16 protein-coding genes are annotated in these 17,346 nt (G+C 40.9%); 7 read left to right on the top strand and 9 right to left on the bottom strand.

Translation table 11 applies throughout. The annotated features are described in order from the left end of the window. Nucleotides 1–170: 170 nt before the first annotated feature. Nucleotides 171–743: a phage tail protein gene (locus ID165_RS05160; RefSeq protein WP_192349311.1), complete on the bottom strand. Its 573-nt coding sequence runs from the start codon at nt 741–743 to the stop codon at nt 171–173. Between the two features lie 7 nt (nt 744–750). Further along, on the bottom strand, nt 751–1,320 hold the full coding sequence (locus tag ID165_RS05155; RefSeq protein ID WP_192349310.1) for a phage tail protein: 570 nt from the start codon (nt 1,318–1,320) through the stop codon (nt 751–753). Nucleotides 1,321–1,386: 66 nt separating this feature from the next. On the opposite strand from ID165_RS05155, the gene ID165_RS05150 reads away from it, so the two are divergent. Next, on the top strand, nt 1,387–1,677 hold the full coding sequence (locus ID165_RS05150; RefSeq protein ID WP_192349309.1) for a hypothetical protein: 291 nt from the start codon (nt 1,387–1,389) through the stop codon (nt 1,675–1,677). A gap of 400 nt (nt 1,678–2,077) precedes the next feature. Then, entirely contained in the window at nt 2,078–2,644 is a 567-nt protein-coding gene (locus tag ID165_RS05145; protein ID WP_192349308.1) for a pentapeptide repeat-containing protein, read from the top strand. Between the two features lie 22 nt (nt 2,645–2,666). On the opposite strand, the gene ID165_RS05140 is transcribed toward ID165_RS05145, so the two are convergent. After that, on the bottom strand, nt 2,667–3,377 hold the full coding sequence (locus tag ID165_RS05140; RefSeq protein ID WP_192349307.1) for an NUDIX domain-containing protein: 711 nt from the start codon (nt 3,375–3,377) through the stop codon (nt 2,667–2,669). 90 nt (nt 3,378–3,467) lie between these two features. Between ID165_RS05140 and ID165_RS05135 the strand changes: the two genes are divergently transcribed. Beyond that, a complete protein-coding gene (locus ID165_RS05135) occupies nt 3,468–5,111 on the top strand; it encodes a carboxylesterase/lipase family protein (RefSeq protein ID WP_192349306.1) in 1,644 nt (547 codons plus the stop codon). A gap of 51 nt (nt 5,112–5,162) precedes the next feature. Here ID165_RS05135 and ID165_RS05130 read toward each other — a convergent pair whose 3' ends face one another. Beyond that, a complete protein-coding gene (locus ID165_RS05130) occupies nt 5,163–7,418 on the bottom strand; it encodes a helix-turn-helix domain-containing protein (protein ID WP_192349305.1) in 2,256 nt (751 codons plus the stop codon). A 110-nt stretch (nt 7,419–7,528) separates the two neighbouring features. Here ID165_RS05130 and ID165_RS05125 point away from each other — a divergent pair, with 110 nt between their 5' ends. Beyond that, nucleotides 7,529–8,161 carry an FMN-binding negative transcriptional regulator gene (locus ID165_RS05125; RefSeq protein WP_192349304.1) on the top strand — a complete coding sequence of 211 codons (633 nt, stop codon included), beginning with the start codon at nt 7,529–7,531 and terminating at the stop codon, nt 8,159–8,161. Between the two features lie 412 nt (nt 8,162–8,573). After that, complete coding sequence (locus ID165_RS05120; RefSeq protein WP_192349303.1) at nt 8,574–8,948, top strand: PRC-barrel domain-containing protein; 375 nt, start codon at nt 8,574–8,576, stop codon at nt 8,946–8,948. Nucleotides 8,949–9,132: 184 nt separating this feature from the next. Here the strand turns inward: ID165_RS05120 and ID165_RS05115 are convergent, their stop codons facing one another. Together ID165_RS05115 and ID165_RS05110 are read right to left on the bottom strand one after the other, a co-directional pair. Then, entirely contained in the window at nt 9,133–10,767 is a 1,635-nt protein-coding gene (locus ID165_RS05115; protein ID WP_192349302.1) for a hypothetical protein, read from the bottom strand. A gap of 214 nt (nt 10,768–10,981) precedes the next feature. Then, nucleotides 10,982–11,335: a Spx/MgsR family RNA polymerase-binding regulatory protein gene (locus ID165_RS05110; protein ID WP_192349301.1), complete on the bottom strand. Its 354-nt coding sequence runs from the start codon at nt 11,333–11,335 to the stop codon at nt 10,982–10,984. Between the two features lie 233 nt (nt 11,336–11,568). On the opposite strand from ID165_RS05110, the gene ID165_RS05105 reads away from it, so the two are divergent. Then, nucleotides 11,569–11,709 carry a hypothetical protein gene (locus tag ID165_RS05105; protein ID WP_192349300.1) on the top strand — a complete coding sequence of 47 codons (141 nt, stop codon included), beginning with the start codon at nt 11,569–11,571 and terminating at the stop codon, nt 11,707–11,709. 179 nt (nt 11,710–11,888) lie between these two features. Here the strand turns inward: ID165_RS05105 and hemL are convergent, their stop codons facing one another. The 3 genes from hemL to guaA all read right to left on the bottom strand — a co-directional run bounded on the left by hemL (nt 11,889) and on the right by guaA (nt 16,508). Then, nucleotides 11,889–13,184 (bottom strand): glutamate-1-semialdehyde 2,1-aminomutase, encoded by a 1,296-nt coding sequence (gene hemL / locus ID165_RS05100; protein ID WP_192349299.1) that lies wholly within the window; start codon nt 13,182–13,184, stop codon nt 11,889–11,891. Between the two features lie 3 nt (nt 13,185–13,187). Then, complete coding sequence (locus tag ID165_RS05095) at nt 13,188–14,837, bottom strand: amino acid ABC transporter substrate-binding protein (protein ID WP_192349298.1); 1,650 nt, start codon at nt 14,835–14,837, stop codon at nt 13,188–13,190. Between the two features lie 141 nt (nt 14,838–14,978). Then, on the bottom strand, nt 14,979–16,508 hold the full coding sequence (guaA, locus tag ID165_RS05090; RefSeq protein ID WP_192349297.1) for a glutamine-hydrolyzing GMP synthase: 1,530 nt from the start codon (nt 16,506–16,508) through the stop codon (nt 14,979–14,981). Between the two features lie 215 nt (nt 16,509–16,723). Here guaA and ID165_RS05085 point away from each other — a divergent pair, with 215 nt between their 5' ends. Next, nucleotides 16,724–17,326: a hypothetical protein gene (locus ID165_RS05085; protein WP_192349296.1), complete on the top strand. Its 603-nt coding sequence runs from the start codon at nt 16,724–16,726 to the stop codon at nt 17,324–17,326. Nucleotides 17,327–17,346: the final 20 nt, after the last annotated feature.

Raw genomic sequence — 17,346 nt, 5'->3', positions numbered from 1 at the left:
TATATGATTATCCTCTTTTCTAATTTCACAGTCACGTGCTAACGCCAACTGCCAATCGGTCCCCTAAGACATAGATAACGCTTCACAGTGTGCGGCAGAAGCTATTTTGACTTTGGCAGTAATTGGACGCATAGCAGAGGATTGCTAAAACGCAGTTCTACAGAAGCACACTATTCTCTTGAGGGATAAATGCCATACAAACAAATGATTGGATTAAGAACCAAATATGGTTGTTCGTTGGAATGGGATAATCCACTACCTGCCATCCCTATACTTACATTACCGGTCACACCAACGGGACTGCCTCCATAACTTTCCCCGCTACTTGGAGTACTTGCATAATGATCATTCCCCATATTAGCCATTACCCCACTTCCCGGACTGGATTCGTCTTCGTCACCCGCAGTTTCATTTACAGGAATACCAAAAGAACTGTTGGGCATAGCTGCGATATGAGTATGGCTAGGCAAATTAATTTGAGTTAAAGTAACCTTCTCTGCACCTGATCTTTGACCCGATATCCTATTAGTCAATCCATTTCCTTGCCCTTCACCAACGGCAACTCTGCCTCTGAGGTCCGGCAATGCAAAACTTGTCCTCCCATCACCACCGTATATTGTACCTATCAAGGAATATAAAACCTGATTTTGTGCTACTGACAGTAATTGACCTTGACAGCTTAACCAATTTTTCGGAGCCCAATTTGGGCCAAAGAACCTTATCTCTGAAATATAACCTTCCATAGCAAATTTAAGGTCTTGACGGAAAAATACCTTGAGAACAAATAATAGGCGTTATGCATAGCCAAGGTTGCATGTTTTCATGAGCTTGACTACCACCTGCTACACCAACTGTTACAGTTCCATTTACCGCGATTGGAGCACCAGAGTACATAGCACCTGAACTGGGAGTAGATGAATATTGATCGTTACCTGTGTTTGCCAAGACACCACTACCTGGGTTACTTTCATCTTCGTCTCCTACAGTAATATTGACAGGAATAGTGGAATGACCTGAAAAAACAGCCCCATGACTATGACTGGGCATTTCTGATTGCAGCAAAGTCACATGCTCTACTCCGCTGGCTTCACCTATTCTTCTTGGTGTCAGACCCGGACCGGCTCCTTCACCTACGGCTACTCTACCTCTAAGGTCAGGAATAGCAAAAGTATTCATACCGTCGCCTCCATAAGTTGTCCCTATTAAGGAAAAGAATGCAGAGTATTGGTTAATGGGCAATAATGCTCCATTACAAATCATCCAATTTCTCGGTGCCCAGCTGGGGCCAAAATACCTGATTTCTGAAATAGTTCCTTCCATTTAATTTTGTGTTTTATGGTTAAAAATTTAATTTGAACAATTACTTTTTCTTAAATCCTTTGAAGCATGGCCGACACCAAACAATTCTATGAGTCTCTAAAAAACTTTATCTTAGAAGAACTACAAACATGGGCTCCCAATAAGCCCTTACTGGAAATACCCGACACTGAATGGATGGGGTCTCCACTAATCTATGACAGATCACTGATTTCATACAAAGGCAGTGAACCTATATTTGAAACTTGGAAAAAAGAATTTTTCCTTAATGCATTTGTCTATGCGCACATCTACAAAAACGCCAATACCGGAACTACAATTCTACATTCCTACCTGGGTTTTAAAGAGGTGAGACCATAGATCTTAAAACTGTACTTCTAAATCAAAAACCGCTTAAAACCAATACGCTATCATTGCTTATGAAGTATTTAAATATAGATAATTATAGGTTAAGGTACTAATCTAAACTGAAAATTAGGTATTAATACGTACGCATGGATAGTGCATTACCGATGCGGTATTTTTATATGTTTTCAAGAAAATCAATAGATAGTAATTGAATAATTCAAAGTTGTAAATAATGCAAAAAAATGTGAGTCTTATAAAACAAGCCAACAAGTTATGAATAAAACATCATTAATTATTTTAGAACATTAATAATCATTTTTCGCAAAAAACCTTTCACCGAGAAATCTGAGTGTGGTTTTTATAAAAATGATTCTACTTTTGAAGTTCTGACTCAATTACAAAATTCCTAAATATGCCCTTCTTCTCAGAACAAACCTATAAAGACTTAGACTACACAGAGTTACCATTGACTGTCGCAGAATATGAATACTGTACCTTTGATCAGTGCAATTTTTCAACCTTGGATTTAAGAGGAATCAATTTTGAAAACTGCATATTTAAGCGATGTGACATGAGTAACGTGAAGGTTCCCGATGTGTCATTTCAGCAAGTTCGTTTTGAGCAGTGCAAGATGTTGGGCGTTCATTTTCACGCCAGCAACCCATTTCTGTTGGAATTTATCTTTCAAAATTGCCAACTAGACTACTCAAGCTTTTACAATTTGAAGATCAAAAAATCAAAGTTTTTAGATTGTAGACTTACAGAAGCTGACTTTACCCAAGCTGATTTGACCGCTTCCGATTTTCAGGGTTCGGATCTCACCGGTGCCACATTTGATCAGACTGTAGTGGAGAAAGTAGATTTCAGAGACACCCTCCACTATTCAATAGACCCAGAGAGAAATAGAGTCAAAGGAGCCCGGTTTGATCTGGATGGACTACCCGGCTTACTGGGCAAATATGCCATTAAGATCGGTTGACAATAAGTAAAAACCTACAATCTCACTTCCTTTCTTTGAAACTATAGAGATAAGGTGCTTTGTGAGAACCTCCGGAATATAGCTTCTCATGCCTTTCCAATATATTAAGACTAAGCATTTTACGCTGAAAATTTGCACGGTTTTGAGTTTCACCCAGTATAGCATCATACACTTGCTTCAGCTCTTTCATGGTAAAGCGCTCGGGAAGCAGATTGAAACTTAGTAGTTTTTGATCCAAGTGGTTACGCAGGTGTTCGAGTGCTTTCTTTACTATCTCGTCATGATCCATCATCAGCTTTGGCAGCTGATCGAAGTCATACCATCCTATAGAATCTGACAATTCATCAGGCTTTGGCACCACATTTTCGTAATTAATCAACGCATAATAGCCGACTGTAACAAATCTACCAAGCAGCCAATGATTCTCGAAGTAGTGTCCCTGCGCTTCCAGAATATTCCTCATCAACGCAGGGTCAAAGCGCTCCATTGAGCCAAAGGTGTGAAATTGTTCCAAATAGATTTCCTCCAACCCTGTTCGCTCAGAAAGCCCACGCTTCACTGCTGCATCTAAAGGTTCGTCCATACGCACAAACCCTCCAGGCAGGGCAAAAGTCTGTTTACTACTAGTACTATGATATTCAAGTACCAAAATTTTGAGTTTTTCCCCTGAAAAACCAAAAATAACAGAGTCATAAGAAATATGTGGCAGGTATTCTTCGTGTGCTAAATGCATGTGCAAAACTATGAAATACTGGTATAAGAAATAGGATTTTCAAAAATAAGCATTTACTATTGTTTCCTGTAGAAACATTAATTAAAGCCCATGCAACCTATCTTACAATCAGTCCGGATTTCTGCTCTGATACTTCTACTTGGAATATCAGCATCTCTTAAAGCCCAAAACAACAATTCAATTGAAGTGCAGACAAAAATCCAAAATGGAGTGATCGCAGGGTCATATGATGTCAAAACAGGTATACAAAAATACTTTGGGATTCCATTTGCAAAACCTCCTGTAGGCGAGCTTCGCTGGAAAGCGCCCCAAGATTTGGATAATTGGTCTGGAGTGAAAGAAACCAAAAAATTTGGTCCCAGAGCTGTACAAGCTCCTGTTTTCGGAGATATGGACTTTAAATCTGACGGAGTTAGCGAGGATTGCCTTTACTTAAATGTGTGGACCCCTGCGAACCGAAACACTAAGGACTTGCCCGTTTTGGTATATTTTTATGGAGGAGGTTTTGTGGCAGGTGATGGTTCGGAACCACGATATAACGGAGAAGCTATGGCTCAAAAAGGCATTGTGGTCGTCACGGTAAATTACAGATTAAATATATTTGGTTTTCTAGCCCATCCTGACTTAAGCGCCGAAACTTCTTACAAAGCATCGGGAAATTATGGCCTGATGGATCAAACTGCTTCTTTGAAATGGGTTAAAGAGAATATTGCGGCATTCGGTGGAGATCCAACGAAAGTCACTATTGCGGGTGAATCTGCAGGTTCCATATCAGTCAGTTATCAAATGGCTTCTCCCCTTTCGAAGGGTCTAATTGCAGGAGCAATCGGTGAAAGCGGCGCCGGGATAAATCCGACTTTGGCTCCTACACCTCTGGCGGAAGCTGAAAAACAAGGTGCAGAATTCGCTTCCAACGCCGGTTATAATTCTATCAAAGAATTGAGAGCACTGCCTACAAAGGATATTTATGAGATCTACAATGAATCCAAACGCTTTGGATTTCCCGTAGTTTTAGATGGTTATTTCCTTCCAAAAACGATCCCGGAGATTTTCGAGGCTAAAGAACAGGCAATGGTGCCGCTACTGGCAGGCTGGAATTCAGCCGAAATTCCGGGCATGGCATTTATGCAAGGGCATCCTTACACTCCTGAAGCATTTATCTCCAAAGGGAAAGAAGTTTATCCGAATGATTATGATGAAGTTTTAAGTCTCCATCCGCATGCTGACGCAAAAGAAGTAGAGCGGTCGGCGACTGATTTAGCCTCTGACAGATTCATAGCATATTCTACTTGGAAGTGGATGGACCTGCATGCCAAAAACTCTGATCAGCCTATTTACCGATACTTGTACAGTAAACTTCGTCCACCTCTAAAAGACACCAATCTAACTGCAGGACTGGCAGGTGGCACCATAGAAGGCGGACCAAAAGCACCAGAGCCAATCGGTGCTCCACATGCCTGTGAAATAGAATATGCCATGGGAAATCTGCCTTTAGTAGATGTTTTTGACTGGACTGCTGATGACTATAAAGTATCAAAAATCTTTATGAATTACTTTGCCAATTTCATCAAAACAGGAAATCCAAACGGAGATGATCTCCCTGAATGGAAGATTGTGGAAGGGGTAGATATTACCCCGCCTGTGATGGTGATTGATACAGAAAGCAAACTGATCAAAGCTATCGATGATACCAGATACAACTTTCACGACAGATCGTACGGAAATATCAACTAATACCAATCAACCGAATTCATTTAAAAGAGAGGCTAAACAGTCTCTCTTTTATTAATCCTGCCTTCCTGCCACTACCATTTTGATGGTATTATAATCGTACTTGCCATCAAAATGAATCCTAAGAGCTTGAAGATTCTTGATGTTTTCGATCTGAGAATTAATCTCGGAAATAACCTCGATTGGTAGGCAGTCTTCTAATTCCACCCTGCCTTCTTTGATTCCTTTGGCCAGATGGCCTTTGATAGTAGACTCCGCCAATCCCCGTGCTACTACAATATCCCCAATGCTTTTGCCTTCATCGATCATCCCGAAAGTGATCTCGTAGGTCTCTCCTACTTTTCTTTTCAGATTTGCTTTGCCAGCCTTTTTTCTTCCGGTTTTGTTGCTGGCAAATTTCGGATTATCAGCTGCAGTTTGTTTGGCTGCCTCAGCCAATCGAAGGCGGAGATTGATTTTGTCCTGCTCCAAATCGTTCATTTTGCCGGGAATGCTCCCTTCCAAAATAGATAAAATCAAGCGGCTTACTTTGCTGATTTCTCCATACTTCCTAAGCAAACTGACTTCAAGTTCTTCCAAACCATTTGCATAGGTTTTGGTTCTGGAAAATCGCTCGACCTCTGCACGATGAATCAGTATTTTCTCCAAAGCATCTTTCAAAAAATTTTTGAAATAGGCAGCTCCTTTGTCCAGCCGCTCCATCAATTTCTCTTTTTCATTCTGTTGCAACAGAAAGCGAAGTTGATTGCTGAACTTGCCGGCTGTTCCCACTTCATTTCTAATCAGGGAAGCGATTTCACCTACAGCCTTTTGCATCTCGGGATCTTCAAATTCCAGAGAACTGTCATTCTTTCGCTGAAAACTGTTGATTTCCTGAAGCAAACCGGACAAATCGAACGTATCACCGGACAAAAGTGAAAGATACCGCTGCTGATATGTCCCTAAAAGCTCATCAAGTTGGGAATTCTTTTTGGCTCCTTCCACAAAAGTCTGAACCTGTGAGTCTGATTGCAGTGCATTGTTTTGAATTCTAGTTCTCAGCACCAATCCTCCCAGGCTTCTCAATCGGCTCAAGGCTACGTAAACTTGTCCGGGCGCAAATGCGTTGCCCACATCTATTATCGCCTGGTCAAAAGTCAATCCCTGGCTTTTATGCACCGTCACTGCCCAGGCCGTTTTGATGGGATACTGACTAAATGTCCCTATCACCTCCTCTTCCAATTCCTTGGTATCCGGATTGATGACGTACTTTTTATTTTCCCAAATTTCCTTTCTCAGCTGATATACGAATTTCTTCCCTTCCAACAATACCTTGATCGTATCGTCCTGCAGTTCCTCCACAGTCGCCAGTTTACCATTGAAGTAGTCTTGGTTCCCGGAAGAGTCATTTTTGATAAACATCACCTGGGCACCCACACGAAGTTCGAGGGATTTGGGAAGTGGGTAAATATTCTCGGAGAAATCACCTTCTATATAAGCCTCATAAAACTTCGATTCTCCTTTCAACGCCATCAATCTTTCACGATTGATTTGATCAGCCTTGTAGTTATGGGTAGTGATCGTGATGCAGTCTTTAATTTCTGAGATCTCCTCCTGCGTTCTGTAATGCTTATTCAATAAGGTGATATCCTCCTGCGTCACGGTATTTTCCCTCAAATGATTGAGTACTTGGATAAAATCATCATCCTGTTGCCTAAAAATCTTGTCCAGCTCCAGATAAACCAACCCGGATTCTTGCAGCACCCTAGCTTCAAAGAAGTGCATGCTTGGGTAAAACTTGCTTAGCACCTGCCATTCATTATCACGAACAATAGGGGGAAGCTGGAAAAGATCCCCAATCATCAATACCTGCACTCCACCAAACGATGTCGTATAGTTTCGCTTAACACTTCTCAATCTGTAATCAATCGCATCCAACACATCTGCCCGAAGCATACTGACTTCGTCTATCACGAGTAATTCTATGGATTTCAGCACATTTTTTCGGAGCGCATTCAAAGGATGCTTTCGGATCAGTGTATGCTGGGTAAAACAACCGTATTGATCCGAGAAATTACCTTCAGGCTCATTTACAGGGAGGAAAAACCCAAGCGGAAACAAAAACTGGGAATGGATAGTAACTCCACCTGCGTTCAGGGCGGCAATGCCGGTGGGTGCTACTATTACATGATTTTTGTGTGTTTGCAAAGCTAGATTTCTCAGAAAAGTGGTCTTGCCTGTTCCTGCCTTTCCGGTCAAAAAAATCGGTGCTCCTGTGTTGTTGACGAACTTGGCAGCCAACTCTAATTTATCAGTACTTTGATTTTCCATTCGGCGAAACTACTATTTTTAAAAATGAATAAAATCGAATTTAGAGTCTTTCACTTTCTCTTCCTGTTTCTAATTTCGCTTATTAAATCCATAATCTCAAACTAATCCGCATGTATATACACCCACTGAATCGCTGGAAAGACGATGCTGAGCTAGGTACTTTTATTCAAAAAAATGCTTTTGCAACACTGGTTACTCAAATTGACAACAGTCCATGGGCTACTCATTTGCCGCTTGTTCTGGATGAAAATAAGAATGGCAATACGGTCCTTTCCGGTCATATCGCAAAGGCAAATCCCCAATGGAGAAATCTCCAGGAGAATAAGGAAGTACTGGTTATTTTCCAAGGACCTCATGCCTACATTTCATCATCTTGGTACAATCATGAAAATGTACCTACTTGGAATTATATGGCTGTCCATGTTTACGGAAAAATTAGACTTATCGAAGGAGAAGAACTTCTAGATCACCTGAAAAAATTGGTAAATAGCTATGAAGATGGGCGCCCAAACCGCATTCGTGTGGAGACTATGAACGAAAACTATGTCGCAAAGCAGCTCAAAGCTTTAGTTGGCTTTGAAATAGTGATAACCGAAGTTCACGGCAGCAAAAAGCTATCGCAGAATAGAGACGATGTCAACCATCAAAACATCGTGAAAAATCTACAAGAAAGCAATTTTCACCAAGATAGAGAACTGGCCGAAGAAATGAGAAAAGAAAGATCCGATTCATCAACAACCTAAGCTGTCTTCCTTAAAACACAGTAAACACCCTAAGCTCATGAAGCTAACGTAAGTCTTAAGATTAGCGGTTGCTTCCTCGAGTCTACTTGTGAATATCATTGCCCAATTCGCCCCTTTGGGATACATAAAAAATCTTAAAAAAATACCGGAGATAGCCTAAGAGCCACTTTATCGCAAATGGCATAGCCTTCGTTTATACTTAATTGAAATGGATTATTGATTATCCGTATTTATGTCACTATTCATATTAAAACCAATATAGGAATATAGGATTTGCCCAAAGCCCGTGAAAAGTGTACTTCTACCTGTCCTATACGACAGATCATCTCCTTTCTAGGGGGTCAGGCAACCTAGAAAATATCGCAGTTGGCGACATTGCGGAAAATCTAAACTAACATAAACCCACATCACCATGAATACCCAATATAATTTCCCCATTAGTAGTTCAACCACAGCAAATTGCGTGGTTAAGACAATAAAAGATGAATCAGTAGGAACTATAAAGGACATCATGCTAGACACCGAAACAGGAGAAGTAGCCTATGTTGTTCTTTCGATTGACACAGGATTTCTAAATCTGGGCAGTAAACTTCTAGCTCTACCTTGGGAGGCATTTGATTTTCACGGTCACCAACGTGATATAATCATCGTAAATGTCGAAAAGGAAAAGCTGGAAAATGCTCCCGGATTTGATGATGATGCCTGGCCGGTAGGTCCTCAGCATAGATTCATCAATGAAGTACATACTTATTATGGATTTGACAGAAGAAGAGCGTTGATTGAATAGGCGTGGCGCTCGGATTCTGCAGGGCTCTCCAATTATGGGGAGCCTTTTTTATAGTCAATTTTAACCCACAATACGAAATACGAATTGGCAATTCTACACCACCGCGTACAAGTTATTGCAGCCATTCAATACTTCAAAATCGTCCATCCTACCCTAAGTAATAGTTACCACAATAGGTAGAAAATCATCTCTTTCTGCCTTTGTCTGCAGGATCTTGTTCATTTAATATTAGCTGCATGAGATCCCCGGGTGCTATTTCGAGCATCCCTTCTCTTAAGGATTCCCAAATTAGGTTGAAGGTACCGCGATATTTATTTCGCTGCGTTTGAAAAGTTGCAGTTTTGTAGTTTCTGTTTTCAGGGAGATTGTTGCTTGAAATTAGAATATTGGAAAGTGTTGACATCAATTTCTTTTTATTTTCCTCCTCATCCCTCAACTCAACCTTAAGATCGCTGTAATGGAATTTCATAAAATTCGATGAGTATTTTGGATTTGCATCCATAGTGATTTCCAACTTTTCCATCCGGCCTGAGTTTATATTTACTGACACCAAATCACCCAAAATACCATTTAACGATGGGAGAGCAAAAGGATCAACACTGGCTTCCAAATGGAATGTTTCCTCATTGGCTCCCATACCGTAAGGTACAGTCACGTCCATACGCATAGGTGCAAAACCATTCAGAACAGCTTCCCCATGAATCATCATTTCGCCGGACTGCAGGGAATCCAGAGATACCACACGGGTAACGAGCGCCGATAACTGCTCAAAGTTCAGACTCCCAGGGTGCGATTTTCCTTCAGATATTTGCGAGTAAGTAATCGTAGAATTCAGCACCCTGACCGTATCCAGCTCCAGAGGAAAAGGAATAAGTTCCACCATTCCTTCAAACATTGGCTTCTCCGGTTCGTCGTAAGGGCGGGATTTGTTTTTATTTCTCAGATCATGGAGAACAAGGCTATCAATGGTCATCAAACCGGCAACTACAGACCAATTGCCATAGATACTGCTACGGGCACTGATTTTCTCGATCTTCAAGTGTTTCAGATCAATTTCTATATAATCTCTCTGAAACTGTGCTCTCTTTGCTGCTGCGAGATTGGAATCATCATATGCTAATTTCAAATCAAAAAAATCAAATGAGTCAGCTTTGGAATCATAATTCAATTCGCCCAATGTAAAAGTCAGCTCTTCGTCTATATTGATTTGAAGATTTTTAAGACCACTCTCTATACTTGCAAGTTTGAATGGGATGGCATAATTCAGTCGTACAGAATCAGTTTCCAAATCAGCAGCTGAAATATTAAAACTGTCAAAGCTTCCGAATTTTCTCAATGAATCTGATTGCGTAAAAAACTCGCCGGAACCATCATTAAGGATAAAATTATGGATCACTCCACGAGAAACTATGTCGCCGAAAAAATCTTGGAAGGCCATGGATACATCAGCCGGTTTTTTGGAGATTGAATCATTCCTTACCAGAACAAATTTTGGGACTTCAAACTTCAATTCCCCAATGTCGAGAACATCCCCAAAAATAAAACTAAGCATATCCACCTCACCAAGTCTAACAGATTGCATAGTCCCTGTAATAGTAGTTGCCATACTGTCTTTCACAGGATGAACAGAGATATCCATCAGTTCTATACTGCCCCTAAACAGCTGCACATCCACATTATCAAATCGAATATCATAGGCTCTATCCTCATTTGCATTCAGCCGGTCAGGTAAGGTCTTTATCAGCCACTTTTCTACTAAAAATATCGATACTATGCCCACAAGAACCAGCACCCCCAGAATCCAGAGAATTTTTTTCAAGAGTTATTTTTTAGATTTTAATATTGAAGTGTTATAGGGTAAAGTGAAAGGAGAAGCCGTCAAAAAGATACAAATAAATTAGCGATATATCTTTCACATGCTATTATTAAGCCGAACAATCCCCGTACCGAAAAATCGACAAAAGAAAAGACTCCCCGAAGATACAAACCTCGAAGAGCTAATACGTTTCACAACAGCGTCGCGACGGGAGTTCCTACTTCAAATGTCCTTCGATTTCCTCAGGATCAAACCCCAAAGTAACACTTCCGTCTTTGTAAACGATCACCGGTCGCTTGATCATACTTGAGTTTTCTTCCAAAACCGGAATCGCTGTCTCCTCATTTTCAAGTGCTGATTTCTGTTCATCCGTCATTTTTCGAAAAGTCGTTCCTTTCTTATTCACTAGAGAAGCAAGATCAGTTTTCTTCAAAAACCCTTCTAAAAGTACTGCATCGGGCTTTTCTCTTTTATAATCAATAAAGTCATACTCCACTCCCTTTTCCGCTAGGAAATCGAAGGTTTTCTTCATCGTGTTGCAATTTTTGATTCCGTAAATTTTGATAGACATGAGGTTTGTAGTTAAAATATTTTAGGGTTTTAAAGCAGATTCGTAGATTTAAATCACATTGGATTATTGGCTGGAAGTCCGATGACGGATGACCGAAGTAACCCAAAATCAACATCCTACCTTCTTTTTTAAGTTCCGAATTTCCTAATTAGCGGTAAAAGGGATATGCCTAGGATTTTATTATTTGATCGAATTTTTCACTAAATAGTAATTCTCTACAATCTTTCAAAACCATGAGCAAATCCGGAATTTTCGTTTATAAGAGCGATCAAGAGGAGCGCTTTGTCTCAAAAGTCCCAGAACTTCCCCTGCTTAAAGCACAAAGAAGAAGGGATGAAATACCAGAACCAAAATACAAACTGCCATATGCTTAACTTTTGGTTAGCAAATCAACGTGTAAATATCCTTATATGCCATGAAGAAAGACCGTCCAAATACTCCGGAGAATTCAAAGAAACCCTCAAAATATCGTGGAAAACTTCCAAACGAAATTGCTGAAAAATTCCAAGTATATATTTCTAAATGCCGAGCCGAATGGTCAACAAACAGAAATTTATAACCCCGTTACCTCTACCATCGCTTCCTTATGAGCAACTAGGATCTGATCGATTACCTCATCATTCAGAGCTGTGGACAAGAACAAACTTTCAAACTGGCTTGGTGCCAAATAAACTCCCCGCTTTAGCATGGCCTGAAAATATTTCCCAAATAAACCAGTATCAGAAGTCTTTGCACTTTCAAAGTCAAACACCGAACTATCAGTAAAAAACAAAGAATACATGCTCCCCATGCTATTGACTGTATAGTCCAACCCCAATTCCTGATTGATACTTTTTATTCCATCTGTCAATGATGCACCGATGTGATTCAATTCTTTATAAACTTCCGGATGATCGTTCAAATATCTCAACATCGCTAATCCCGCAGCCATGGCAATTGGATTACCCGAAAGCGTGCCTGCCTGATATACGGGGCCTTCAGGAGAAACGAACTCCATAATTTCTCTCTTCCCTCCATAAGCACCTACCGGCATTCCTCCACCAATGATTTTGCCTAATGTGGTCATATCAGGAGTTACTCCGAAAACTTCCTGCGCACCGCCCTTTGCCAGACGAAAACCGGTCATCACCTCATCGAAGATCAATACGATTCCCTCTCTCGTACAAATATCCCGTAATCCTTCTAGATATCCTTCTTTCGGAAGGCAGAGTCCCATATTCCCCGGAATAGGCTCCAGAATCAACGCAGCTACTTCACCCGGATTAGCAGCTATCAGTGTCTCGATAGCCTCCAAGTTATTATATGGGGCAATCAAGGTATCTTTTGCCGTTCCTTTGGTCACTCCCGGAGAATCAGGATCACCCATAGTCATCGCACCCGACCCGGCAGCAATTAGAAAGGAATCACCATGTCCATGGTAATGACCTTCCATTTTGATAAACTTATCACGGCCGGTATATCCCCTGGCTACTCGAATAGCAGACATTGTAGCCTCAGTTCCGGAATTCACCATTCTGACTTTTTCTACCGAAGGAACCATGCTTACGATCAGTTCAGCAATCTCAACTTCTCTGGCGGTAGGTGCTCCAAAAGACGTCCCATCATTCATAGCTTCCATTACAGCTTCACGGATCATGGGGTTATTGTGTCCCAAAAGCATTGGCCCCCAGCTATTGATCAGCTCGATGAATTTATTCCCATCTTCATCATACAAATAAGCCCCATCCGCTTTTTTGATAAAAAGGGGCTCCCCGCCGACTGCTCTAAAGGCACGAACCGGTGAATTCACTCCACCTGGTATGAAATTTTGGGCTTTTGCAAAAAGCTCTTTACTCTTAGAAATATTCATTGATTAATCTAAAGGTTTCAGTTCCCCTGCTTCTAATGTAAACAGCGGTACATATTGATTACTATGGGTGCCTTGAAAGTTAAAACCCCAAGTCAATTCCCCCACTTGAAATGCTTTCTGATCCAAGTTCCTCCTCAAATCAAAGCCTTTTGTATCTGACATATTGGAAGCCACCCAGTTTATCATTTCTGCTCCCAAAACGGTGTTCATACTTGGAAGACTCTGGTATTTGTCAAAAAATCTGTTCCTGAACTGCTGCATAGGTTCATCATAGAAATTCAAGGTGTTATTCCCTATAAAGTAGAAATTAGGAAACTCCAACATTTCATAATTGGCAAAATTAAAGCCTAACCAAGAATCCATAACAAGAGTAGGAATGGAAGCTGTGATGGATTCCATCAATGAAAATGCAGGCTGGGCGATAGCAGGATCGTCAGAAAGCAACACAATCTGATCTACAGACATGTTTTCCACTCCACTGCGAATCCCCAATCCCTGTAAGAACTCACTGGTATTCCTAGGGTTAATCTGCTCAAATTCCACCAACTGAAACCCTTCTCTTCCCAGCCTATCTTGCAGCATTTTGGCCAACATCTCATCACGGGCACTGCCACTGTATCCTATCGCTACTCTTTCTCCCCAATTTTGTTTTTTCAACCCATCCACAATTCCATTTGCAATAGAACTTACCGAAGGCCTGAAGAGGTAGCTATAATCCAACTCTTCGAATCTATCGCCTAAGTTAGAAAGTGGATGAACAAATGGTATTCTAGCCGTTTCCGCAAAATTGCTCACCACATCTGCTTCATCAGGGTATATCGGTCCAATAATAATATCCGCAGAAGCAATAGCAGGATCTGCCAATAAGGCCTGCAAATGTGCCTCATCTCTCTTTGAATCAAAAGTCAACATATTGACCCCAGTCCCTTTTCGCTTCAATTCCTCAACTCCATATTTCAAGCCCTGATACAATTCGAAGACAAAATCATTCTGGGCAATGCCGGACAAATTTGTGCGGGATGAATTAGTAAACGGCAAAATCACCACGATATCCAGCACCTGATCTTTCACTACATTTTTTCTTTCATTCGCTTTTCCCTGAAGCTCATAGTAAGCTGCCCGCTCGGTGGCTGAAAGTACGCTTTGCTTTTCCAAAACACGCTTAAGTGCCTCTCCATAGCCGCGATTGTCTTTAAACTCAGAAAGATTGGCTATCATAAAACTTGCACTCACCTGCTCTAAGTTTTCGTATGTAGCATTAAAAGCCATCTCCATAATGGAGCCATCCTTAATTTTTTTGATAAGCCGAAGTGCTTCGATGTTTTGTTGGTTTTTAAAATATGCTATAGCCAAAAGGTATTTAGCCTGATCAGATTTCGCCCAGTTAGCTGTGACTACGGGTTCCAAAGCGGCTACTGCCTGTGCAGGCTGGTTGGCTCCAAGTGATGCTTCTGCCAGATGGAATGCAGCGTAGTTGGCCAAGTTACCATACTCCTTTGGATCAGTAAATTGCTTGAATAGCGGGATGGCTTCCCAATAATTTTTGGAAGCAAGTTCGGACTGCGCCTTACGATAAGCATCCGGTGTAGGAATTTGAGCAATGGAAAAACTCAAGATGAAAAATACCGGAACTGCTAAAAGAATTTTTTTCATTTTATAGAAGTGAATCAAACATCAAACTGGGAGTGCAAATTTAACCCATTATTTTCAAACCCAAAGTTCAGGCCGAAAAGCCTTGAAAAGTAAAAACCCGAAGATTTTACCCCGGGTTTTATTATTTTAGATTTCAAATTTCTATTCCCACTCTATCGTAGCAGGTGGCTTGGAAGAGATATCATAAACCACGCGGTTCACACCTTTCACTTTGTTGATGATATCATTGGAGATCTTGCCCAAGAATTCATATGGAAGATGGATCCAGTCAGCAGTCATGCCATCCACAGAGCCGACAGCTCTTAGAGCAACCACTTTTTCATAGGTACGCTCATCGCCCATTACGCCTACGGATTGGATAGGCAGCAACATTGCTCCTGCTTGCCAAACGTCATCGTAAAGACCGTGATCTTTTAAGCCTTTGATAAAAATATGATCTACCTCCTGAAGTGTTTTCACCTTTTCAGCAGTAACATCTCCCAAAATACGGATTCCAAGCCCCGGTCCCGGGAATGGATGCCTGCCAATAATTGTTTCGACTATCTCCAGTGCACGTCCCACTTCGCGAACTTCATCTTTAAACAATGTATTCAAAGGTTCCACTACAGAAAGCTTCATAAAATCCGGCAAGCCTCCCACATTATGATGTGATTTGATTGTAGCAGAAGGGCCTTTTACAGAGATCGACTCGATCACATCAGGATAGATGGTTCCTTGTCCAAGCCACTTTACGCCTTCCAGTTTATTAGACTCTTCATCGAAAACCTCAATGAATGCATTTCCAATAGCCTTTCTCTTCGCTTCAGGATCAGTGATACCGGCAAGCGCATCATAAAATTTCTGCTTGGCATCTACACCGATCACATTCAACCCCATGTGCTTGTAGGATTCCAGAACTTCTTCGAATTCATTTTTGCGGAGCAAGCCATTATCCACAAATACGCAGATCAGCTGATCACCAATCGCACGGTGAATCAACGTAGCGGCTACAGAAGAATCCACTCCTCCCGACAGCCCCATTACTACTTTATCTGTTCCTATTTTAGCTTTTAAATCGGATATGCTCGCATCAATAAACACATCTGAAGTCCAATCTTGGGCACAGCCGCAGATTCCAACTACAAAGTTTCTAAGCAAATTCTTACCTTCTGTAGAGTGAGTTACTTCAGGGTGGAATTGAATACCGTAGGTTTCTTCATCCTGAATTTTGAACGCAGCCACACGAACTGAGTCAGTGCCGGCTATCACTTCGAAATTTTCCGGCAGATTCTTTATCGTGTCTCCGTGGGACATCCACACTTGGGAACCATGACTCATTTCTTTCAACAAATCATAGTGATTGTCAATATGATTCAGGTTGGCGCGGCCATACTCTCTAATCTCAGAGGGAAGCACTTCTCCACCGTATTTTTGAGCCAATAACTGTGAACCGTAACATACACCTAAAATTGGGAGCTTACCTCTTAAAGCATCTAAGTCCAAATCAGGTGAACCTTCATCCCGCACAGAGCATGGGGAACCTGAAAGTATCACTCCTTTGATATCAGAAGTGATCTCCGGAACTTTATTATAGGGGTGGATTTCGCAATAAACATTCAGTTCTCTAACTCTTCGGGCGATGAGTTGAGTGTACTGAGAACCGAAATCGAGGATCAAGATTTGTTCTGCCATGCGCAAAGGTAATCAGCCAAGGTGGCTTCCTAAAATCCGACAAAGAAAATTTGGTATGAGAATTTTGAATAATGGGAGAAGACACTAATGAGATATAGATTAAAAACTTGAATTATAACAATTTAACAAGTCTTTAGTTAAAATAAACTAAAGACTATTTTTTAATGAAAAGATTATTAGATGTTTGTTAAAACAACTTTTAAAACCTTTTTATCATGAAAACAAATCTACTATTTCCCATCCTTTTGTTCGTGAGTCTATTTCCAATAGCATCTTATGCTCAAGAAGAACCTAAATTACAATACACCGTAGGATTCGGTTCATCCATTGACGGAATGAATTTGCTATGGGGACTAAACTTCTCGAACGAATTAAATGTACGTTTAGGAAAAAGAACTTCGTTTAATGCAGGTCTCTCTTTTTATCAATCTCTAGGTAGTTATGATGAGAAAACACTACCAATTTATTCCAATGGAAAGAATAGTGAACAGTCTTCAGGTATTTTTATAACCCCATCTTTCAAATACGACATTATCCAACGCCCTTCCGGACTCAAGTTGGCTTTTTCGGCAGGACCCTCACTACAGCTTGGTGGAGAGTCCTTCATTCGTGGCTCTTATTCAGAAGTCCCTTCAACTGCTTATGTTGTCAACAAATATCAGCGGGTAGGTTTAATGCTAGAATTAGAGGCTGAATGGAACTCTAAGAATCCAAACCGAAAAAATGCAGTGAGTCTTTCCGCATTTGGAGCTGACAATTCCATGCCATGGTATCTAAACGCTACTTATAAAATGCGGTTTAAACTCGGAAAGAAATAAACGCAAAATTCTATCTTGCG

It is taken from the genome of Algoriphagus sp. Y33, assembly GCF_014838715.1.
In the GTDB taxonomy this organism is placed as follows: domain Bacteria; phylum Bacteroidota; class Bacteroidia; order Cytophagales; family Cyclobacteriaceae; genus Algoriphagus.
This window is presented reverse-complemented; position numbering and strand designations above follow the sequence as displayed.